Origin of the sequence: Fibrobacter sp. UBA2449 (genome assembly GCF_002342555.1) — a bacterium.
Classification (GTDB): domain Bacteria; phylum Fibrobacterota; class Fibrobacteria; order Fibrobacterales; family Fibrobacteraceae; genus Fibrobacter.
This window is the reverse complement of sequence record NZ_DDQF01000019.1, coordinates 13,450-33,810: the sequence shown is the minus strand read 5'-3', so window position 1 is coordinate 33,810 and position 20,361 is coordinate 13,450. Positions and strand designations below refer to the sequence as shown.

The 20,361-nt window shown below is 56.4% G+C and carries 18 protein-coding genes; 12 read left to right on the top strand and 6 right to left on the bottom strand.

Going from position 1 to position 20,361, the window contains the following annotated elements; all coding sequences use genetic code 11:
- Positions 1 to 4 precede the first annotated feature (4 nt).
- Genes B4B27_RS11590 through B4B27_RS11580 form a run of 3 tightly spaced genes read left to right on the top strand, consistent with a single transcriptional unit; the run spans position 5 to position 2,892 of the window.
- On the top strand, positions 5 to 1,294 hold the full coding sequence (locus tag B4B27_RS11590) for a PD40 domain-containing protein (RefSeq protein ID WP_173366834.1): 1,290 nt from the start codon (positions 5 to 7) through the stop codon (positions 1,292 to 1,294).
- Positions 1,291 to 1,887: an OmpA family protein gene (locus B4B27_RS11585; RefSeq protein WP_290726663.1), complete on the top strand. Its 597-nt coding sequence runs from the start codon at positions 1,291 to 1,293 to the stop codon at positions 1,885 to 1,887. Before B4B27_RS11590 ends, B4B27_RS11585 begins: the two co-directional genes overlap by 4 nt.
- Before the next feature lie 42 nt (positions 1,888 to 1,929).
- Entirely contained in the window at positions 1,930 to 2,892 is a 963-nt protein-coding gene (locus tag B4B27_RS11580; protein WP_290726660.1) for a tetratricopeptide repeat protein, read from the top strand.
- A 68-nt stretch (positions 2,893 to 2,960) separates the two neighbouring features.
- Here the strand turns inward: B4B27_RS11580 and murA are convergent, their stop codons facing one another.
- Together murA and B4B27_RS11570 are read right to left on the bottom strand one after the other, a co-directional pair.
- Entirely contained in the window at positions 2,961 to 4,244 is a 1,284-nt protein-coding gene (gene murA, locus B4B27_RS11575) for a UDP-N-acetylglucosamine 1-carboxyvinyltransferase (protein WP_173380766.1), read from the bottom strand.
- A gap of 2 nt (positions 4,245 to 4,246) precedes the next feature.
- Positions 4,247 to 5,062 carry an RDD family protein gene (locus tag B4B27_RS11570; RefSeq protein WP_290726658.1) on the bottom strand — a complete coding sequence of 272 codons (816 nt, stop codon included), beginning with the start codon at positions 5,060 to 5,062 and terminating at the stop codon, positions 4,247 to 4,249.
- Between the two features lie 61 nt (positions 5,063 to 5,123).
- On the opposite strand from B4B27_RS11570, the gene rapA reads away from it, so the two are divergent.
- From rapA to B4B27_RS11550, 4 genes are read left to right on the top strand one after another with little or no spacing between them, the layout of a single operon-like run.
- On the top strand, positions 5,124 to 8,084 hold the full coding sequence (gene rapA, locus B4B27_RS11565) for an RNA polymerase-associated protein RapA (RefSeq protein WP_290726656.1): 2,961 nt from the start codon (positions 5,124 to 5,126) through the stop codon (positions 8,082 to 8,084).
- Positions 8,085 to 8,102: 18 nt separating this feature from the next.
- Entirely contained in the window at positions 8,103 to 9,242 is a 1,140-nt protein-coding gene (gene proB, locus B4B27_RS11560) for a glutamate 5-kinase (protein WP_290726654.1), read from the top strand.
- Positions 9,243 to 9,293: 51 nt separating this feature from the next.
- Complete coding sequence (locus B4B27_RS11555; protein WP_290726652.1) at positions 9,294 to 10,502, top strand: hypothetical protein; 1,209 nt, start codon at positions 9,294 to 9,296, stop codon at positions 10,500 to 10,502.
- On the top strand, positions 10,502 to 10,927 hold the full coding sequence (locus B4B27_RS11550; protein ID WP_290726650.1) for a hypothetical protein: 426 nt from the start codon (positions 10,502 to 10,504) through the stop codon (positions 10,925 to 10,927). Before B4B27_RS11555 ends, B4B27_RS11550 begins: the two co-directional genes overlap by 1 nt.
- A gap of 161 nt (positions 10,928 to 11,088) precedes the next feature.
- Here the strand turns inward: B4B27_RS11550 and gatA are convergent, their stop codons facing one another.
- From gatA to B4B27_RS11530, 4 genes are read right to left on the bottom strand one after another with little or no spacing between them, the layout of a single operon-like run.
- Complete coding sequence (gatA, locus tag B4B27_RS11545) at positions 11,089 to 12,507, bottom strand: Asp-tRNA(Asn)/Glu-tRNA(Gln) amidotransferase subunit GatA (RefSeq protein ID WP_290726648.1); 1,419 nt, start codon at positions 12,505 to 12,507, stop codon at positions 11,089 to 11,091.
- Positions 12,507 to 12,836, bottom strand: a complete 330-nt coding sequence (locus B4B27_RS11540; protein ID WP_173380772.1) for a DUF4321 domain-containing protein — start codon at positions 12,834 to 12,836, stop codon at positions 12,507 to 12,509. Before B4B27_RS11540 ends, gatA begins: the two co-directional genes overlap by 1 nt.
- 35 nt (positions 12,837 to 12,871) lie before the next feature.
- Positions 12,872 to 13,546: a uracil-DNA glycosylase gene (ung, locus tag B4B27_RS11535; RefSeq protein WP_290726645.1), complete on the bottom strand. Its 675-nt coding sequence runs from the start codon at positions 13,544 to 13,546 to the stop codon at positions 12,872 to 12,874.
- Positions 13,533 to 14,867 carry a class I SAM-dependent methyltransferase gene (locus B4B27_RS11530; RefSeq protein ID WP_290726643.1) on the bottom strand — a complete coding sequence of 445 codons (1,335 nt, stop codon included), beginning with the start codon at positions 14,865 to 14,867 and terminating at the stop codon, positions 13,533 to 13,535. Before B4B27_RS11530 ends, ung begins: the two co-directional genes overlap by 14 nt.
- A gap of 78 nt (positions 14,868 to 14,945) precedes the next feature.
- Here B4B27_RS11530 and B4B27_RS11525 point away from each other — a divergent pair, with 78 nt between their 5' ends.
- The 5 genes from B4B27_RS11525 (at position 14,946) to B4B27_RS11505 (ending at position 20,335) form a co-directional block, all read left to right on the top strand.
- Positions 14,946 to 16,427 (top strand): glycosyl hydrolase 53 family protein, encoded by a 1,482-nt coding sequence (locus tag B4B27_RS11525; protein ID WP_290726641.1) that lies wholly within the window; start codon positions 14,946 to 14,948, stop codon positions 16,425 to 16,427.
- 32 nt (positions 16,428 to 16,459) lie between these two features.
- Positions 16,460 to 16,921 carry a GNAT family N-acetyltransferase gene (locus B4B27_RS11520; protein WP_290726639.1) on the top strand — a complete coding sequence of 154 codons (462 nt, stop codon included), beginning with the start codon at positions 16,460 to 16,462 and terminating at the stop codon, positions 16,919 to 16,921.
- Between the two features lie 45 nt (positions 16,922 to 16,966).
- The gene (purB, locus tag B4B27_RS11515) at positions 16,967 to 18,409 is read left to right on the top strand and encodes an adenylosuccinate lyase (protein WP_290726637.1); all 1,443 of its coding nucleotides are present in this window, start codon (positions 16,967 to 16,969) and stop codon (positions 18,407 to 18,409) included.
- 192 nt (positions 18,410 to 18,601) lie between these two features.
- The gene (locus B4B27_RS11510; protein ID WP_290726635.1) at positions 18,602 to 19,174 is read left to right on the top strand and encodes a hypothetical protein; all 573 of its coding nucleotides are present in this window, start codon (positions 18,602 to 18,604) and stop codon (positions 19,172 to 19,174) included.
- Between the two features lie 9 nt (positions 19,175 to 19,183).
- Positions 19,184 to 20,335, top strand: coding sequence for a radical SAM/SPASM domain-containing protein (locus B4B27_RS11505; RefSeq protein ID WP_290726634.1), 1,152 nt, complete (start codon positions 19,184 to 19,186; stop codon positions 20,333 to 20,335).
- The last annotated feature ends 26 nt before the right edge of the window (positions 20,336 to 20,361 follow it).

Below are 20,361 nucleotides of genomic sequence, written 5' to 3'. Positions count from 1 at the left end.
CGCTATGAAAAGATTGTTTGTCCTGCTTGCTTTTTTGGTATTCTCCGCGCCGTGCGTATTCGCGTCTATCGATACGATTGCCGTCGACGTGGGAATTTCAGTGTTCAAGACGACTCCCATAGGCATTGTGCCTTTCGAGGAAAAACCTGGAATCGAATGGATTGAGGAGCGTCCGCACCAGATTCTTACACGTGATGCGAATCTCTCCGGTCGATTTGACGTTGTCGCTTCTGAAAAGTTCAACCTTGCGCTTTTCAGCCGTAGCCATGCGGATTACTACATGACGGGGAAAGTTTCTCCCCTGGCGGATGGCCTGCTCAAGGTGGAATGCTTTCTCTACGTGTCGAAGTCGAAGACGCTCCGCCTCGGCGAAAGTTACACGGTAAAGCAAAAAAATCTGCGTCGCGCAGTCCACGATTTTTTCGACAAGGCGACTCTTTGCATTACGGGTGAACGCGGCGTTGCGACGACCAGGCTAGCCTTTGTTTCCAAGATTGACGGCGTAAAGCAGGTGGTAATTTCTGATTACGACGGCTTCCACCGCAGCCAGGTGACGCGTGACTCGACTATCAGCATGATGCCCGTGTGGATGCGTGGAAATGCAGGCCTTGTGTACGTAAACTTCAAGACGCGTAGGCCGCGCCTGTATGCGAAAAAGTTCGGCGGTGCGGAATATCCGCTATTCGCCCAGTTTGACCAGACCTACAGTCCCGCCGTGAATCCCAGGACGGGGGAGCTCCTTTTTTCTTCGACCGTGGATGGAAAAACGGATCTCTATCTTGGCAATATGGAAACGGGCAAGGCGAGGAAGTTTGCGTACCTGAAGAGCAACCAGACGAGCCCCGCGTGGAGCCCGACCGCAAGCGAAGTGCTGTTCACGAGTGACCGTGGGGGAAGCCCGCAGATTTTCGTGATGGAGAAGGACGGATCTGACCTTCGCCGCGTGACGTTCATGGGCCGCTACAACGAACGCGCCAGCTGGTCGCCGAATGGGGACCGCATCGTGTACACCTCGATGGACAACGGCAAGATGAACATTTATACCTGCGCCCTTGACGGAAGCGACGTGACGCAGCTGACGAACAACGCCGGCAATAACGAGCATCCCACCTGGTCGCCCGACGGCAAGCTTATTGCATTCTCGAGCAACCGCAGCGGATCGTATCAGATTTACATCATGCGCTCCGACGGCGCGAACGTGACGCGCATTACCCAGGGCGGCGAGAACACTGCGCCTACGTGGTCCTGGTTCAACGAAGATATTAAACAACAAAAAAAGGAAGGTAATCAATGAAATTCGCATTTAAACTCGCGATGATTTCTTGTGTGGCGAGTCTTGCCCTCGTGGCGTGTTCGAAGAACCCGCCTCCCGAGACTGCTCCGGCTCCCGCACCCGCCCCGGCTGCTGCGGCAGCTCCCGCTGCAGAGCAACCCGCCGCTCCTGCGGAACCCGCGTTGAATGCGGATTCCCTCGCTGCAGAGCAGGCACGGCTCGAAGCCGAACGCCTTGAAGCCGAACGCGCCCGCCTCGAAGCTCTTATCAACCAGATCATGAGCGAGGATGTCTATTTCGACTTTGACCGCTCCGAGCTTACCGAAAAGGCCAGGGAACTCTTGGCTCAGGTGGGTGAGCTCCTGCTGAAGGAAACCCGTTTCACGATTACCATCGAGGGCCATACCGATGCTCGCGGTACCGAAGACTACAACTTTACTTTGGGTGCAAAGCGCGCCATGAAGGTAAAGGAATTCCTCAATACCTACGGTATCGATGGCAAGCGCATGGAATCCGTGAGCTACGGTAAGGAAGCTCCGAAGGCTCAGGGCGAAACGGAAGAAGCCTATTCCCAGAACCGCCGTGCGAACTTCCGCGTGAACATCCAGCAGTAATAGACAATATAAAGTCATAGTTTCTAGCAACACTCGTAGAATATGAAAAAAATCATAGTAGGAATTGCCTTGGCGGCGCTCTCGCTTACGGGCTGCTCGCAGATGACGGTGCTCCGCACCGAAGAAATGCGTAATGTCGGTACGGACGTGCAGGTTGCGGTTCTCAGCAACCTCGATTCCGCCATGCATAAGCTCAGGGCCGACAACAAGAACCTCCGCAAGCGCGTGGATTCGCTCAAGGCTGAACTTCTTGCCCAGCAGGAAGCGTCTGCCTTGCTGCAGAAGCGCATGATGGCGGAACTCTCCATCCTTTCGCGCCGTGTGAGTGATGAATCCGAACGCAACGATTCGCGCCAGGAAGAAATCATCTACCGGCTCGACATGCTGCTTGGAAAGTCCGACAAGATTCTCGCGAAGAAGGTCGTGGTCAGTGGCGCCCCGCAGGCCCCGATTTCTATGGATAGCGTCGAACGCGAGGCCGAACGCCTCGTGGAAGCCGAAGCCATGTTCAATACGGCCCGTTCCGATTACCATCGTGGCGAATACAAGCTTGCCTATACGGGATTCAAGCAGGTCTATGAACAAATGAAATCTGGCGAGCTCGGCGAAAACTCGCTCTACTGGATGGCGCTTTGCCTGGTCGAAGTGAACCAGATTGAAAAGGCGAAGAAGGTTCTCGATGCCTTGACGCAGAGTTTCCCTGACGGGGGCAAAACCTGCACTGCTCTGTTCAAGCTAGCGGGAATCTATGGCGATGAATGCAACGTAGAATCGCAGAAGCAGTACTTGCAGAGGATTTTGGCGAACAAACTTTGTGAAAAGTCCGCCGAGTTCGAACAAGCCGCCGAAATGCTGCAGTCTATTTTGGAGCGTGAAGAAAAAAAGGCCTCGGGAGCCCCGGTCGAAGCTTGTGAACCCGTAGTGCGCGATGTGCCGAAACCTTCCACGGCCGCGCCTGCTGAATCACAGCCCGCCGCAGTGCCCGCGCCCGCGTCCGCGCCGTAAGGCGCTCACGAAGAAACTCGTTTCGAGTGCTAGGAGGGTTTTAGGGAGGGCCGAGCCCTCCCTATTTCTCAAAAAGCATCGTCGTCTTCGTCGTCGCTGTGGCGAATCACGACGCCGCCGATCTTAGCCATCTTGTTCTCGAAATCCTCATAACCGCGGTCGAGGTGGTACACGCGGCTCACGGTGCTCTCGCCTTCGGCGATGAACGCGGCGAGTACGAGCGCTGCCGTCGCTCTCAGGTCGCTACCCATGATTTCGGTGCCTTCGAGCTTGGTGCCACCCTTGATGGTCGCCGTGTTGCCGTTGACCTGGATATCGGCGCCGAGACGCTGCAGTTCGGCCACGTGCTTGAAGCGGTCGTTATAGACGGTATCCTGGATGACGCTGTTGCCCGGTATCGAGACGAGGGTCGCCATGAGGGGGGCCTGCATGTCAGTGGGGTATCCCGGGAAGGGGAGCGTCTGGATGGTGATGGGCTTGAGTTCTACATTGCGGGCGTCGACTTCGGCCCAGTCCGCACCGACACTCACCTTGCAGCCCATGTCACGGAAGGCGTCGAGCGTAGAGGCGATGTGGTCGGGGATAATCTTCGTGACCTTTACGCGGCCTCGCGTGATGGCGGCTGCACAGAGGTATGTGCCCGCCTCGATGCGGTCGGGAATCGTGAAACCTTTGCCCGGGCGGAGGCTTTCGACGCCCTGCACGGTGAGGGTGCGCGTTCCGCGGCCCTGAATCTTGGCGCCCATGCCGATAAGGTAGTCGACGAGGTTGTCGATTTCGGGTTCGAGCGCCGCGTTCTGTAGAACGCTCGTCCCCTTGGCGAGTGTCGCTGCCATCAGCACGTTGACCGTGGCTCCCACGCTCGAAATGGGGAAGTAGAAGGTGCCGCCGGGAAGCCTGCCTTCGCAGGTCGCCTCGACGTAGCCGCGCGTGAGCGTAATCTTTGCTCCGAGCGCTTCGAGTCCCTTGAGGTGGAGGTCGACCGGGCGCGGACCCCATGCGCATCCGCCGGGGAGAGAAACACGGCAGCGTCCGAACCTGGCAACGAGCGGGCCAAGGACGTAGAAACTTGCGCGCATCGTCTTCACAAGTTCGTAGGGGGCTTCGAGATGGTCGGCTCCGCGCGTGTCGATTTTGAGGTTGTGGGCTTCGCCGCTGATGCGGCATCCGATGACGCGCAGCACGTCGCTCATGGTCTTCATGTCCTTGAGGTGCGGCACGTTCGTGATTTCGGAAACACCATCGGCAAGGAGCGCTGCTGCCATCACGGCAAGTACGGCGTTCTTCGCGCCCGAAACGGGGACTTCGCCTTCGAGGGGCTTTTTTGCCTGGTGAACTTCAAAACGGTACATTTTTAATTCTCCTTGGACTCGTCGTTGGATTCGCTACGGGGTGCTTTGGAAATCCTGGCTTCTTCGTTAAAGACAACCGATGTCCTTGCAATCCAGTCGTGAAGCGCCCTGCGCCTTGGGTCGATGCAAACGATTAGGTATCCGAGTCCATAAAAAAACAGGGTCATTTGAGTGAGTATACTGCAAAGGTAGCGCGCGGTGGCTCCGCCCCATCCGATTTTAGCTCCTTCGCGGGTCTCCACGTGGATGTGGACAAGCATCTTGCCCGGGGTCGCAGAATAGATGGCGTGAAAAATGATAAAGTAGAGCGCCTGTATGACGTTCAAGATGCCCATGAACAGGGAAACTCCACGTATGCTTGGCAGCTTGGACACGGCTTCCGTAGTCGATGCGGAATCTGCGAGGCTGTTGAGGGCTTCCTGGAGCGCGGGGAAGTCGACAACTCCAGTGGCAGAGAGAATGAAGAGTATTCCTCCGCAGATAAAGCCGAGAATGAGGTTGTCTACAATATAGGCGGCGGCTCTCGTGAAGAACCCTGCGTAGCGGTACCTGGCGAATTGCTCTTTTTTCATGACCTCTTCGAGGGCCTTTATAGTATTCTCCAAAAGTTCTTCGCGGGCGAGGTCCGCATCGTCGGGGGCGGAAAATTCATCCTTGTAGGCACTCCAGGGCTTCCAATCTTCTTCGCCGCTATGCCATACGAGCGTTGTTTCCGTTATTTTTCCCTGGTTTACAAATTCGCGGATTTCATCGATAGAATAAGGACCCTGCCTACGTTCTCCATCGGTGATGCTCTCGTCAATAAAATACCATTTCATACAATGTCAAAGTTAGAAAATTCGAAGGCCGTTTTCTATGAAAATTACTAAATTATCCCCTATGAGTATGTTTAAGCCGGGGCAACGTTTCGTTAGCCAGTCAGAGCCGGATCTGGGTCTTGGAATTGTATCCGAGGTGCAGGGCCGCACCGTTCAGTTTTCTTTCCCCCTAGTTGGTCAAATTCGTATATACCGTGTCGATTCTTCTCCGGTTGACCGTTTTATATTGCAGCCGGGCGAAACCGCCAAGAACGAAAAGGGAGTCTCCTTTGTCGTCGAAAGCGTCCGCGAGGTCGACGGCGTGGTCATCTATGTAGGTCGCGGCGGTCGCGAAATGAAGGAATCGGACCTCACGGCGAAGCAGATGGCAAGACCATCCGACTTGTTCCGGAGCCTCATGAAGATTGGCCGGGACAAGGTGGACGAGGTGTCTTCGGGGAATGTTTCCTCGAAGGCTTTTGAACGCAGGCGCCGTGCCATGGAACTTCTGTGCCACTGGAAGTCCTCTCCGGTGCGTGGCATGATCGGTCCCCGCGTGAGCATGATTCCTCACCAGTACTACCTTTGCTATCGTGCCTGCGCAAGCTCGATGCTTCCGCGCCTAATGCTCAGCGACGAGGTTGGCCTTGGGAAGACGATTGAGGCGGGCATGATTTGGCATGCGCTCAACGCCCGTGGCCGCGTCCAGCGTTCCCTCATCATTGTGCCCGAGACTCTCAAGCATCAGTGGATGATCGAGATGAAACGCCGATTCAACCAGCTGTTTACCCTGGTCGACGAAGGCTTTATCCGCGGGTTGTTCCTTTCTGTGGCAAAGGATGAGGCGAAACCCAATCCCTTCATGCAGAGCAACAATATCATCGTCTCTATCGATTTCTTGATGAGCCAGCCTGCGTTGATCGAGGACCTGCTCAAGACGCAGTGGGACATGACCATTATCGACGAGGCCCATCATCTTGTTTGTGAAGATGGCTTTACCAGTCACGAATACATGCTCGCGAACGCTGTGCTCGCCCGCTCGAAGGGCGTTCTCCTCTTGACGGGAACGCCTTTGCAGCTGCATCCCGAATCGCAGTTCAACCGCCTCAAGATGCTCGACCCGGCCCGCTTCTCGGACTATGGCGAGTTCATCAAGGACCAGGAGGCCTACCGCAAGCTGGTGAATGACCTTTCCAAGCTGCCGACCGACCCCAACCACCAGATGAGCTGGGAAGACCTGTACGAATCGGTTCCCAAAAATTCCAAGATTCGTCCCTGGCTTGAACAGGAAAATTCGAAGTCGATGACTGCGGGCGAATGGATTCGCCGCATCGTGGACGGCATGGGTACGGGTTCCGTGGTGTTCCGCAATACGCGAAAGGGCGTGGGCGGATTCCCCAAGCGCAAGCTGGATGCCGTTTGTCTGGAGCCGAACCCGAAATATCGTGAAATGGTTGAAATTGCGGCCGAGAAGGACCTGGACGCCTCGACGGACATTCAGGAGAACGGCCTCCTTTGCACGCGATATTCGGACGCCTGGGACTTGGATGAACGTATCGTATGGCTCAAGGAATTTCTCAAGGAACATGCAAACGACAAGGTCCTACTGATTTGTGAATCGATCGAGGTCGTGCTGGCGCTGGAATCTATCCTGACGGACTACCTCGGCGAGGGCGCGTTCTCCATGTTCCACGAGGATATGACCATCATGGCGCGCGACAAGGCTGCCGCGAACTTCAGCAAGGAGAACGGGGCGAATCTTCTCATCGCGTCTGAAATCGGCTCGGAAGGCCGCAACTTCCAGTTCGCGCACCACCTGGTGCTTTTCGACCTTCCGTTGGATGCCGCTCTCGTGGAGCAGCGCATCGGCCGTCTCGACCGCATCGGCCAGACGAAGGACATCGTGATGCATGTGCCCTACGTGAAGGGCTCCGGCCAGGAGGTGATGTTCCGCTGGTATAACGACGGCCTGAACGCTTTCGGCGCCCCGCTGATGAGTGGCGGAGAGCTGTTCCTCAAGTATACCGATAGCCTCATCGAAGCCTTGGCGGACCCGCGCCACTCGCTTGAAAACTTTGTTGAAAACGTAATCCCTCAGGTCCGCAAGGATTGCGAACAGATGCGCAAGAATATCGAGAAGGGCCGTGACCGCCTGCTTGAATTCAACAGCCGCAATCCCGAGAAGGCGAAAGAAATTACCGACGAAATCGAACGTATCGATGCGGAACCCGAGCTGCGTGAACTGTTGCTTGATTCGCTCCGTTCCAGGGGGCTGGAAATCGACAAGAGTGCCGTTGCCGGGTGTGAAATCATCACGATGGGTCCGCAGATAGAGGAAGGTTCTATCGCCGGGATGCCGAGTCGTGGCATGGTGGCGGCCCAGAGCGAAGAGGAAGAACAGGGCTCCGATAGCATCTCCTTGACGGTAACGTTCGACCGCAAGGTGGCCATGGTTCATGACGAGGTGGACTTCATGAGCCTCGAACATCCGCTCGCCCAGGGCATGATCGACTTCGAAACGGGGGTCAACCATGGCAATGTCGCGTGCTGTATCTGGCCTGGTTCCGGATTGCATGGACTCATGATGCAATACAACTTTGCAATAGAACTTCCTGTGCCCGAAGAATGGGGCGTTTCGGATATTGTCGGTCCGCGTTATGCGTGCGTGCTTGTTGATGCTGCCGGCGTGGACCAGTCGGCCCACTTGGCGGAACTGCAGAATGCGGAAGTCCGTGATGTGAATGTCCCGCAGGGAAACAAGGCGGTCGATGCGACAATCCGCTATTTTGCACATGGCGGTCTCGCCGTCGCAAAGCAGTGCGTGAACGGACTTGCCAAGGAATACGCGGAGAAGGCTGCTGCGGCCGTCGAGGCGCGTTCGGAACAGGAATACCAGCGCGTGAACCACCTGCTTACCATGCGTGGCAAGGCGGGGAACAATGCTGAACTCCAGCAGTTGCGCAAGAATGTTTTCGACAGGAAGAAAATCGTTGCAAACCCGCAGCTCCGCTTGGATGCCATTCGTCTGGTGGTTTGCAGGTAAAGAATACGGATTACGAAAATGAGTGAACTACGTAAGAATATCCTTGATGAGGCCCGCCGTATCGTCGTGAAAATCGGGTCCCGTATTTTGGTGGATTCCGAAAAGGGCGGCGTGCGCACCCGCTACATCCAGAAACTTGCCGATTCTGTCGCGCGTCTCATGGAAGCGGGCAAGGAAGTCGTGATTGTCACAAGCGGTGCCGTGGGAACCGGCATGAGCCAGCTGGGCTACAAGGAAAAGCCGACCGTGCTTGCCGAAAAGCAGGCCTGCGCCGCCGTGGGCCAGATCGACCTCATGTACGCCTACCGCGAAATGTTCCGCTGGGTGGATCTCTCGGTGGGGCAGATTCTTTTGTCTGCCGATGACTTCCGCGACCGCACCCGCTACAAGAACTTGCAGAACACCATCAAGGCGATGCTAGCCCGCAAGATTGTCCCGATTATCAACGAGAATGATTCGCTTGCGGTCGCCGAAATCAAGGTGGGCGACAACGACAAGCTTTCGAGCGACGTGGCGCTGTTCCTCGATGCCGATTTGCTTTTGATATTCACGGACGAGGACGGCCTTTTTGACGACAACCCGAAGAAGAATCCGAACGCTCGACTGCTCCGCTTTGTGCCCGAAATTACGCCTGCAGTGCTCGCCCTTGCGGGGAAACCCGGCGAGGCTGGCTCTGCCGTGAGTACCGGCGGTATGCGTAGCAAGCTCGAGGCGATTCGAAACGTGACGCGTAGCGGTGCAAACGCCTTCCTTGCGAACGGCATGAAGGTGTTGCCGCACCAGGTGATTTTCGAAAATGCGCAGGGCACTCTGTTTGCGGGTTCGAAGAATAAATTGAACAGCCGCCAGCGCTGGCTCAGCTTCATTACGACTCCGCGCGGGGCCGTGGTGGTGGACGAGGGTGGCGTGAAGGCGCTCCGCGAAAAGCATTCCAGCCTGCTCCCCGTGGGCGTGTGCGCCGTCAAAAAGCATTTCGACAAGGGCGACCTCATCGAGGTGTTGAGCCCGTCGGGCGATGCGGTTGCGCGTGGCGTGGCCGGTTTTGACAGCGAGACGCTCAAGCTCGTGCTGCACAAGAAGACGGCTCAGGTTCACGAGATTCTAGGTAAGGACGTGCCCGACGAGCTCATCCACAAGAACGATTTGGTCGTGTTCTAGCAGGTGACAGGAGGAATGCGGATAATGCGATTTGTGTGTAAACTAAGACGTATGGCGATTGCGCTTTCGTTTGCGGCGACGGCTTCGTTCGCCGATGCGATTTCGGTTGAGTCGCTTGCCGGTGCGGGAACCTGGGTGCGTGACGACCACCTGCGCGAAATGAGCGATATCTTGCTCTATGGCCGTGGCTCTTTCATTGATGTTGGCATGTATTATACGCCGCTCCCGTCGCAGATTCCCTTGAAGAGCGAATTCGGCGAACACCAGGGCTTTGCCTTCCGCCACCATTTTGCTGGTTTTTCCAGTACCGAAATTTCGAAGGGCTATTTCCTGGGACTTCTCCTCTGGTTCGATCGCTACGGCTGGGACGGCGAGGACTTTTTCTTTTTCCCGCGCTACAGCGATTTCGGTCACGTGAGCTCGGTGACGACGTGGGGCCTGTCATTTACGGATGCAAAACACGACTGGACGGTTGCTGCTGGTATGCAACACCAGAATCTGGAATTTGCCGGCGACTTTTTCCCGGCCGAAAACGATTCGCTGCTCTACACATGGGCGGAACTCCGCTACTGGAAGTTCAGCGCGCAGGCGAGTCTGCATCGTGCAAACTTGAAATCGATTCGCCTCTCAATGGACCTTGAAGACCGCCCCGTTTATGGCGGCAAGTCCTCGGGCATCAGGACCTACCTTCCGAATATCGATGCAACCATCTACAAGCGTGTCATCGGCGGTTTCGATGAAGACTTTGTCCGAGTGCATTGGGAACAGAACCTTTTCGCCCAGAGGCTCTACGCTGAAGTCTCCTACGATTTCCCGGATGACGGATTCCATTCCGCGGCAATCAAGTATTATCCCGACCCGTCGCGCCTTGTCGGTTTGGAGGTCTCGTGCCTCCGTCGCCGCGTATACGATGACGGATGGGACGACCTGATGTTCGGCTGGGCAATCGAACTGCCTGTGCTCCGCATTGGCTACAATTCTGCTACCGACTACGACAGGCTCTTCCATGCGAAGGGAACTTGGATTGCGGAGCTGCAGTTCAACCTGCAGTCCGTGGGTGAATTCCTCTTTGGCCGCGGCGGCCGTACGACGGCGCCCATCGAGACGAATACCGTGAAGCAGAAAAACAAGCAGTCAGAGCCGCAGGGCACCGGCATAACGCTGCCCGCGTCGTCGCAGACGCAGGCTCCGCTGACAGCCACGGGCGTCCGCTACGAGAAGGTCGATGCCGGTGCATCCCAGACGCAGGGAGGTAGGTAATGAAACGCTTTTCCATAATCGCTTTGCTTCTTTGTGCGCTTACCCTTACGGGTTGCCTCAGCCACTGGTTTACCGATTCCTCGACCAGACTTCAGGTTGAAAACAAGACGGAACGCGTCTTCGTCGGGCTCGATATCGTGTCGGAGGATGGATATACGACGATTCCCTGGATTCGCGAGACGCTCAAGCCAGGCGAACGCAGTCGCGTCTACGAGCAGGATTGGGTGGGAACTTTCAAGATAAGGCTCCTGTTTAAATCCATTCATGAAATCTGTAGGATAAATATCGAAACCAAGGAAAGGGATTGCACGGCGATGTATGACCAGGTCTCCCATACTCCGCTCGAGTTCGAGTTCGATGGCGGCAGCAACTACATGATCCTTACGGATAACGAAGACGGTGGCGTGCACATTTTGATGCATTAGCGCTGAGTTTGCAATGAACTTAAAAGAAGCCGACCCGTTGGGTCGGCTTTCTCGTATTACTTGCGTTTGCCGCAGAGGATTTTATTTGTTCAGCGTTTGACGCCTTTGGCGTCCGCTGCTGCGTTCGGTCATACCGTCAAGTAAACTTGACGGAGCGACACTCACTTTGCAAGCTTTTCGGTCGCTGCGGCGACGCTGAGCAGGTCCGTTTCCTGGAACGGCTTGCCAATCCACTGCAGGCCGACGGGAAGTCCGCCTGCCATGCCGCACGGGACGCTTACGCCGGGGAGGCCCGAGAGGTTCAGGCTCACGGTGTAGATGTCGGAGAGGTAAACGGCCATCGGGTCGGACTCGTTCATGCCGCACTTGAGCGGGAGGCCCGGCATCGTGGGGCTTGCAATCACGTCCACGCTTTCGAACGCCTTGTTGAAGTCGTCCGTGATGAGGCGGCGCACCTTCTGGGCCTGCACGTAGTAGGCGTCGTAGAAGCCGGCGCTGAGCACGTAGCTTCCGAGAAGGATGCGGCGCTGGACTTCCTTGCCGAAGCCTTCGCTGCGGGACTTGGCGTACAGGTCGAACAGCTTGCGGGCTTCCTTGCTCCGGTAGCCGTAGCGCACGCCGTCGTAGCGGGAGAGGTTGGAACTGGCTTCTGCAGTTGCGATGATGTAGTAGCTAGAGACTGCGAAACCGATGTGCGGGAGGCTCACTTCCTTGAGCGTGGCGCCTTCGGCTTCCATCTTCTTGAGCATGTTCTCGATAGCGGCCTTGCATTCCGGGTCGAGACCGTCGGCGAAGTATTCCTTCGGGACGCCGATGACCTTGCCCTTCACGCCGGCATCGAGCTTCGCGCCGAAGTCCTCGGGTTCGCGGGTGCTCGTGGTGTTGTCGTGCGGGTCGATGCCGCAGATGGCGTTAAGGAGCGTGGCGCAGTCGGCGACGGTAGTGCCGAAGGGGCCAATCTGGTCCAGGGAGCTTGCGTATGCCAAAAGGCCATAGCGGGACACGCGGCCGTAGGTGGGCTTGAGGCCCACAACGCCTGTGCAGGCGGCGGGCTGACGGATGGAACCACCGGTGTCGGAGCCGAGCGCACAGGCGACCGTGCCACTGGCAACGGCTACGGCCGAACCGCCACTGGAACCGCCCGGCACGCGGGATTCGTCGAGCGGGTTCTTCACCGGCCCGTAGTACGAGGTCTCGCTGCTCGAACCCATGGCGAACTCGTCCATGTTCGTCTTGCCGACGATAACTGCACCTGCCGCTTCGAGCTTTTCGATGGCGGTAGCGGTGTAGGGGGCGACGAAGTTGTCGAGAATCTTGGAAGCGGCCGTGGTGCGCGTGCCCTCGAGGCACATGTTATCCTTCACGGCAACGGGGATGCCGTCCAGCACGCCGAGACTCTTGCCTTCGGCACGGCGCTTGTCCGATTCCGCGGCCTTCGCGAGGGCGCGCTCGTTCAGCACGCTGATGTAGGCGTTCAAATTCTTGGTAGCTTCAATCTTTGCGAGGGAGTCCTGCGCGAGAGAGACGGCCGAAGTCTCGCCGCTGGCGAGCTTGGCGCTTAAATTCTTGATGGTTTCCATTACCGGTTTCCTCCGGACCATTTCATGATGTAAATGGCCACGATCATACCAACGATGCTGACAACGTTAATCTTTAGACCAAAGCCAAGCGCGAACTTGACCATGTACAGATCCAGGACGACCGGATTTGCCTTGTCCCCGAGAAATCCGAGGTTCAGGTCGAACGAGGCCACGAAGAAGTTGCGCACGATGTTGTCGTAACCGCCCGCGTTCATGAGTTCGCCGAGTTCCCCGAAGAGGAGCCCGAGGCATTCACCGAGCACTCCGCCGATGATGAGGCCGAGCACGATAAAGAGGATGAGTCGTCCGAAGGTGTTTCTGTTAGTCATGTAGGTAAATATATAAAAAAGCCGTTCGTTTGTTGTTACTTAATGCTCCAGTCGATGGGTTCTAGACCCTTGCTGACGAGGTATGCGTTTGCCTTGCTAAAATGCTTGCAGCCGAAGAACCCGCGGTAGGCCGAGAGCGGGCTCGGGTGTGGTGCGGTGAGAATCAGGTGACCGCGGTTGGGGGCCACGAGCGCCTGCTTTTTGATGGCGAAACTGCCCCAGAGCAAGAACACGAGGTTCTCGCGCACTTCGGAGAGGCGCTGGATGACGGTATCGGTGAACTGCTGCCAGCCGATTCCGGCGTGGCTTGCCGCCATGTGTGCGCGCACCGTCAAGGAGGCGTTCAGGAGGAGAATTCCCTGGTGTGCCCAACTTTCGAGGTTCCCGTGCGGGGGCGGATTGATGCCGAGGTCGTCGTGAAGTTCCTGGAAGATGTTCACGAGCGACGGGGGAGGCTCGATACCCATGGGCACCGAGAAGCACAGCCCGTGCGCCTGGCCCGGATTGTGGTAGGGGTCTTGCCCGATGATGACAGCCTTGACCTTGTCTACGGGGCAGTAGTCGAGCGCTGCGAAAATCTTGGAGCCCGGCGGGTACACCACGTGATGCTCCGCCTTTTCCTGCAAAAGTTTTTCTTTAATTTGTTTGAAATACGGCTGTTCGAACTGGTCGGAGAGCAGGTTCAGCCAGGATTGTTCAAGTTTTACCATGGCATCTCCTTGTTAAAATTGCGATTTTCTCCCCGCGAGCGCGGGTGTAGAACAGGATTGCGGAATTCTTGCCCTTGGGCTTGAGCCGCTTGGTTTCGGCATCTGGGTCGAGTTTTACGCCGCGCAACTTGAGCGTAATCTTCCCGATGTCGTGTTCCTTGAGCATGCTGCGGACAGCACCCGTCGCGATTTCGGTATGCTCGAGCACTTCATAGCAGGCGAATCCCGGTGCGGGGAGCGTGCTGTCGCTCGAAACATACGCGATGCCTTCCGAAATCAGGTGAGCATTCGGGTCGTGGGCGAGGGCTGCCGCGTTGAAGAGGTGGCTCCGGATAAGTACCGGCGCGGGTTCTGCGATGTACTTGCCTATCTCCCCGAGGGGCAGGTCGCTCCGGCTCGTCGCCGTGCGGTAGGTACGGTCCTTACCTTCGAGGCTGTCGTTCCGGTCGAGTTTTTCCTGCAGGTCGTCGTCGAGGGTCTCGAGCGAGCGGTCGCGCCTGCGGGTCCATTCTGCAAGCGTTTCGCCCGCCTTCCCGACAATGATTGCGCGGACGGTGTCCGGGTGTTTTGCGAGTTCCCCAAAGAGCACGAGGCATTCGCGGCAGTCGCCGTGCCCGCCCAGGTAGAGGATTTCGGTTCCGTCCGGGATTTCGGCGGGCGGGTAGCCGGGCGGGAGTTTCGCCATGCCGCCCTTGTAATGTTTGCTGATTTCGACGACTTCTTCGAGCGTGGGCGTGAGGTTCTTCAGGTCGCGCTGGTTCTCGCCTTCAATGGCGCGTCTTGCCGGGTCGATGGTGAAGTAGTCCGCGCCTTCAACGGAGCGCACGTCGGCGCAAATCGTTTCGGCGTTTTTCCCGAACGCCTGCATGTTGTGGCTATACATCGCGAGACGGTTTTCGTCCAGGTCGACTCCCGTCACTTTTAGGCCCGCAGGCAGGTAAAAACTGTCTCCGCCCATGCCGCAGCACAGGTCGTGAACTTCCGCGCCTGTGCCAGTTGCATTTTCGGTTGCGTCGCTGGTCGCGTCGTTCCCGCATGGCCAGAGTTTTGCCTTCCAGCGCCCGATATCTTGTGCGGTGCTCTGTTCCAGCGCGAGCTTGTCGCACAAGAGGAACATCCCGCGGGCGGTCTCGTTATTTGCGAACTTTTCGCGGAACTTGGGCACGAGCGCCATGTAGTCCATGATAGCAGCGCGCTCCTCGTTGCTGTATCCCTGCTTGTTCAGTGCGGTCGAAACCTGCAACGCATCCAACTTGCGCGTAAGGGCCTCTTCGATAAAGCCCTGTACAGTGTCGGATGCGAGCAAATTCCACGGTTGCATATTGTAAATTTAAATTATTTGCACGATTTTATGGGTTCCGGCGCACCGCTTGCCAAACTTTTAGTTTAAATTTAAGGCATGGGATACAAACAGGGTTGTTTTAGAGTACGGCACTTGTGCCGTTTTGGGTGTGTCGCGGCGATGGCTGCGGCTGGGGTTCTTTTCGTTGCATGCGGCGGTGATTCCGACAGCGGTGCCGGTTACGACTACGAAATAGTGGGGGAGTCCTCCGCGGGTTTTACGCTTCCCGATTTCAGCAGCTCGTCGGATGCGATTGCCTCGATATCTTCTTCCGATTTTGCGCTGTTGCCGTCGTCGGGTGTATTCGATGCTCAATCCTCTTCCGACTTTGTGTCTCCCGAATCTTCCGGAGACAGGCCTCCGCGCTCTTCGTCTGCGGTTGAACCGCCCCGTTCGTCTGCAGGGTCCGAGCCGCAAACCTCTTCAGCGCATAATCCTCCGCCCTCGTCCTCGTCCGAATCTCCTAAATCTTCCGCGACCCAGCAGCTTCTCAATTTTGACTTCTACATGGGCGCCGACATTTCGACCGTGCAGGAATACGAACGCAACAGGACCAGGTTCTACGACGTGGATGGCTCCGAGAAGGATATCTTCACGCTTCTCAAGGACCATGGTTTCAACGCTATCCGCCTCAAGACATTCGTGAGTCCCAAGGCAAAGTACGGCTATGCCGCTTCGGAATGCGGTCACGATGCCGAGGCTTACGGCGACAAGGACCATATCGTCGCCTATGCGCAAAAGATCAAGGCCGCGGGCATGGCTTTCTTGCTCGACATCCACTACAGCGACAACTGGGCCGATCCCGGCAAACAGATTATCCCTGAACGCTGGCGCAAGGTGAACAGCTCCGATGCTCTCGCCGATTCCGTTTACGCCTACACCCTCGATTTGATGAACGCGCTCAAGCAGGTGAATGCGGTTCCCGAGATGGTGCAGATTGGCAACGAGACAACGCCGGGCATCCTCGTCCACGTGCCGAACAGCAAGACGGATTGCTGGGGCAACAATGTAGACAAGGCCTCTACCGCAATCAACGGCGACATGGGGACATCGAGCGGCAAGGCGAACGCGGCCAAGTATTTCAAGGCGGGCATCAGGGCGGTCAAGGAAGTTTCGCCGAATACCAAGACCGTGCTGCATATTGAACGCATACGCCAGGCGAATACGGTCACCTGGTGGATGACGGAAATCTTCAAGAACCAGAAGGTCCCTGCCGATGTGATGGGATTTTCCGCCTACACGGCTTACGGCGACGGCGCTCCCGATAACTGGAAATCGCTCTTCCAGACTGTCACCTCGAGCTATCCGAATCTGGAATTCATCGTCGCGGAATATAACGGCGGTGACCAGGATAACCACTACAATTTCGACGGCTCGCGCAAGCGCACGAACGAGATGGTGAAGGGAATGGACCGCTGGATAGGTGCTTTCTTCTGGGAACCGACGCTCAGCGGCGCCTGGGGAACGGCTCTCTTCGACTGGAAGGGAAACGACATGCAGGCGAACAGCAATGCCTTCGAGGAATACCCGATGCGGTAGGGGAACGAAGGGCTTTTTTCAGAAAAGTTATCATGCACCCCACATTTGACAACATCGCAGTCCTGCGGGCGGAAGAGGAATGGCAACGCGCAGGGGCGTATTCTGTCCGCATCCAGGGTATGAACCGGCAGCACCATATTTCGCTGCGGGAAGAATTTGACGTGCACGATGGCGATGGTACAAAGTACATCGTGTTGCTCGATGCCGGGTATCCGGTGGCGACGTGCAGGTTCTTTGAGACTTCTCACGGGCATGTGACGCTCGGGCGGGTGGTCGTTCTGCCGGAATACCGCGGGCGTAAACTGGGCATGAAGGCGGTTTGCGAGGCGGAAAAGTGGATTGCGGAGTGCGGTTATTCCGTAATTGATATCGAGAGCCGCGTCGAGGCGGTGCAATTCTACGAAAAACTCGGTTATGCGCGCGTTGACGATAGCGTTGTTCGGAGCGGGATATTTGACTGCGTCCGCATGCAGAAGTCCCTCCCGGCCAGGTAGTTTTTTCTAAATTTATCCTCGCAAAAATTCAAAAAAGGATAAATCATGCGCGATCAGTTCGAAAGCCCGCTTATCAAGCGTTACGCCAGCAAGGAAATGAGTTTCATCTTCAGCCCGCAGTACAAGTTCCAAACTTGGCGCAAGCTGTGGATTTACCTCGCCGAATCCGAAATGGAACTCGGCCTCCCGATTACGCAGGAGCAGGTGGACGAACTGAAGGCCCACGAGAAGGACATCAACTTCGAAGTCGCCGAAGAAGAAGAAAAGCGCCGCCGTCACGACGTGATGAGCCACGTTTACGCTTACGGCGTGCAGTGCCCGAAGGCTAAGGGCATCATCCACCTGGGTGCGACCTCCGCATTCGTGGGCGACAACACTGACCTTATCCAGATGCAGCAGGCCATGATTCTCGTGCGCAAGCGTCTTTGCCGCGTGATGGACAAGCTTTCCAAGTTTGCGATGGAATACAAGGACATGGCCCAGCTCGGTGCAACGCACTTCCAGGCCGCCCAGCTCACCACCGTCGGTAAGCGTGCTTGCCTCTGGCTTCAGGACATGCTCATCGACCTCGAAGAATTGAACTTCCTCATCGAAGTGCTCCCGTTCCGCGGCGTGAAGGGCACCACCGGTACGCAGGCTAGCTTCATGGACCTGTTCAACGGCGACGAAGAAAAGATTATGGAACTGGACCGCCGCGTGACCGCCAAGGCAGGCTTCAAGCGCGTGCTCACCATCACCGGCCAGACCTACACCCGCAAGTGGGACAACCGCGTGAACCAGGTGCTCAGCTCCATCGCTCAGAGTTTGCACAAGTTCGCCACCGACATGCGCCTCATGCAGGGCGTCAAGGAAGTGGAAGAACCCTTCGAAAAGACTCAGATTGGCTCCAGCGCCATGGCTTACAAGCGTAACCCGATGCGTAGCGAACGTATTTGCTCTCTCGCTCGTTTCGTGATGGCCCTGGTGAACAGCACCGCCTTTACGCAGGCGACGCAGTGGTTCGAACGTACGCTTGATGACAGTGCGAACAAGCGTCTCGCCATTCCGGAAGCGTTCCTCGCCATGGATGCCATGCTCATCATCGCCGAGAACGTCACCAACGGCCTCGTGGTTTACCCGAAGGTCATCGAGAAGCGCATCATGGCCGAACTCCCGTTCATGGCTACCGAAAACATCATCATGGAAGGTGTGAAGAACGGCGGTGACCGTCAGGAACTCCACGAAGAAATCCGCGTGATGTCCATGGAAGCAGGCAAGGTCGTGAAGGAACAGGGCAAGGACAACGACTTGCTCGAACGCGTGCTGAAGAATGAAAAGTTCCAGAAACTCGGCATCACCGAAGCGAAACTCAAGGAAATCCTCGACCTCCGCAAGTTCGTGGGGCGCGCTCCGGGACAGGTTGTGAAGTTTGTGACCGAAGAGGTGCGTCCGGCTATTGAAAAGATCCCGGATTGGGCTACTATCGACGCCGGCGAATTGAAGGTTTAATTATAAACCTCAATCCTGAATTGTCACCCCCGCCTTGAGCGGGGGTCTTTGTTTTGTATATGAAACAAAGTGTATAATATGCGGTGTTGTGACATGTTTTTGGTGCTTTTCTCACGGATTTTTGCGAATTGAGCCTCTTGACGTTTTTGTGGGCGCTTATTAATTTATATTGTGATAAAATAGGAGGACACAATGGATATTTCGAAAAAGAAGGTGGAAAAGAACCTAGCGTGGTCGCCTTCCACGCAAAAGAAACTCGCCTCGATGCTTGGGGTGTCGGCGGCTACAGTGCTTGCTAGTGCGGCGCTGACGGCATGCGATACGACTTCGGCAACCAGTGGAGATGTTATAGAGCCCACTTCCTCTGAGCAGATGACTTGCGGGGAAATGCCATGCGATTGGGAGTATAATGAATCCAGTTCTTCCCAGACTAGGCTTTCTTCCAGCAGTTATGAAATAGATTCGCTTGATGTGACTTCGGGCGAGGTAATTCCGCCGGAATATATTGAACCGGAATCTGGCTCCAACATCGACACCGGGCATCTGGAATCTTCTAGTTCGTCATACCAACGAATTGAATCGAGCTCTACGACGTCTGGCTTGCCGCATTCCTCTAGCGATGCAATCCTGCCGTCTTCCTCTTCTACGGAGTCGGGACCGCTTGCGGGCGATCCGGTTGTAACTGAACCGGTTGTAGAACCGGGGCCGATGTTGTCGGGGGTCATCGAGGACACGCCGGTACGCATGGATGAACCGAAGCAGTAATTTTCGCCAATGAACCTGGTTCTTTCTTTAACGGAACGGTGTAACCTGCGTTGCACCTACTGCTACTACAAGGTGAGCCACGAGGCCCGCAGCCTGGTGATGTCGAATGACATTATGGAGGCGGCGATTAGGCTTGCTTTTGAACGCACTCTTTCGCTGAACCAGCGTTTTTTGAACATCACTTTCTTTGGCGGGGAGCCGTTACTTTGCATGGATTCCATCCGCAGGGGAGTGGAGCTTGCGAAAGGCTTGGTGCATGAACGATTTGGCGAAGAAGTTTTGCTCGGGCCGCCGACTTCGAATACGACGTCGCCGAAGTTTCGCCTGCGTTTTGCTGTCAACACGAACGCCACCTTGCTGAACGAAGACATCATCGAGTACCTGAAGCGCGAAAAGTTCCGTATCTACCTCTCGCTTGACGGCCCCGAGGCGCACCACAACATCTGCCGCAAGCAGGTGGGCGGGGCGGGCTCCTTCAAGCTGATTGAACCGCATATTCCTGTTCTTACCAAGCTCGATACGGTCGTGCTTTCGGTGGTGACCCGCGACAACATGCGCTCGCTTTCCGATGCGGCCCGCTGGATACAGGCGCAGGGGTTCAGGAACATGACCGCCGCCGTGGATTTCGACGGCAAGTGGACGGGGGAGGAATTCGATGCCCTTGCCGCAGAATACGAGAAACTTGCCGAATTCTGGCTCGAACTCAAGCGCAAGAAAGTCCCCTTCTACCTGGGAACCATCCAGGACAAACTGAAATTCAGGCTTACGGGGCAGCGCCACCGCACGTCCAGCTGCCAGGTGGCCGAGGGCATTGTCGCCTGTGCCGCGAACGGGAACCTTTTCCCCTGCACGCGGTTTATCACGAGCAAGCCGGATGCTCCCTACATTTTGGGCAATGTCTTTGACGACCCAGCGCAAATCTGGAACGGAGCGGTGGCCCGCGATATCCTGGACTTCTTCAGTCGCGACAAGGAAGACTGCAAGGGTTGTGCCATACGCTTCCGCTGCCATGCGCACGAATGCGCCTGCACGTCGTTCTATTCTACGGGTAGTATTCACGGGGTTTCGCCCGAGGTCTGCACGCACGAACGCATGCTCGCCGCAATATGCGACGATGCCATTTGCGACGATGCCGTTTGCGATGACGTCATAAGCGGATGATTCCTTTTTTATTATCTTTCGGTAGT

Coding starts and splice junctions, on each gene's coding strand:
- B4B27_RS11590 (WP_173366834.1), top strand. CDS start 5: ATGAAAAGATTGTTTGTCCTGCTTGCTTTTTTGGTATTCTCCGCGCCG.
- B4B27_RS11585 (WP_290726663.1), top strand. CDS start 1,291: ATGAAATTCGCATTTAAACTCGCGATGATTTCTTGTGTGGCGAGTCTT.
- B4B27_RS11580 (WP_290726660.1), top strand. CDS start 1,930: ATGAAAAAAATCATAGTAGGAATTGCCTTGGCGGCGCTCTCGCTTACG.
- murA (WP_173380766.1), bottom strand. CDS start 4,244: ATGTACCGTTTTGAAGTTCACCAGGCAAAAAAGCCCCTCGAAGGCGAA.
- B4B27_RS11570 (WP_290726658.1), bottom strand. CDS start 5,062: ATGAAATGGTATTTTATTGACGAGAGCATCACCGATGGAGAACGTAGG.
- rapA (WP_290726656.1), top strand. CDS start 5,124: ATGAGTATGTTTAAGCCGGGGCAACGTTTCGTTAGCCAGTCAGAGCCG.
- proB (WP_290726654.1), top strand. CDS start 8,103: ATGAGTGAACTACGTAAGAATATCCTTGATGAGGCCCGCCGTATCGTC.
- B4B27_RS11555 (WP_290726652.1), top strand. CDS start 9,294: ATGGCGATTGCGCTTTCGTTTGCGGCGACGGCTTCGTTCGCCGATGCG.
- B4B27_RS11550 (WP_290726650.1), top strand. CDS start 10,502: ATGAAACGCTTTTCCATAATCGCTTTGCTTCTTTGTGCGCTTACCCTT.
- gatA (WP_290726648.1), bottom strand. CDS start 12,507: ATGGAAACCATCAAGAATTTAAGCGCCAAGCTCGCCAGCGGCGAGACT.
- B4B27_RS11540 (WP_173380772.1), bottom strand. CDS start 12,836: ATGACTAACAGAAACACCTTCGGACGACTCATCCTCTTTATCGTGCTC.
- ung (WP_290726645.1), bottom strand. CDS start 13,546: ATGGTAAAACTTGAACAATCCTGGCTGAACCTGCTCTCCGACCAGTTC.
- B4B27_RS11530 (WP_290726643.1), bottom strand. CDS start 14,867: ATGCAACCGTGGAATTTGCTCGCATCCGACACTGTACAGGGCTTTATC.
- B4B27_RS11525 (WP_290726641.1), top strand. CDS start 14,946: ATGGGATACAAACAGGGTTGTTTTAGAGTACGGCACTTGTGCCGTTTT.
- B4B27_RS11520 (WP_290726639.1), top strand. CDS start 16,460: ATGCACCCCACATTTGACAACATCGCAGTCCTGCGGGCGGAAGAGGAA.
- purB (WP_290726637.1), top strand. CDS start 16,967: ATGCGCGATCAGTTCGAAAGCCCGCTTATCAAGCGTTACGCCAGCAAG.
- B4B27_RS11510 (WP_290726635.1), top strand. CDS start 18,602: ATGGATATTTCGAAAAAGAAGGTGGAAAAGAACCTAGCGTGGTCGCCT.
- B4B27_RS11505 (WP_290726634.1), top strand. CDS start 19,184: ATGAACCTGGTTCTTTCTTTAACGGAACGGTGTAACCTGCGTTGCACC.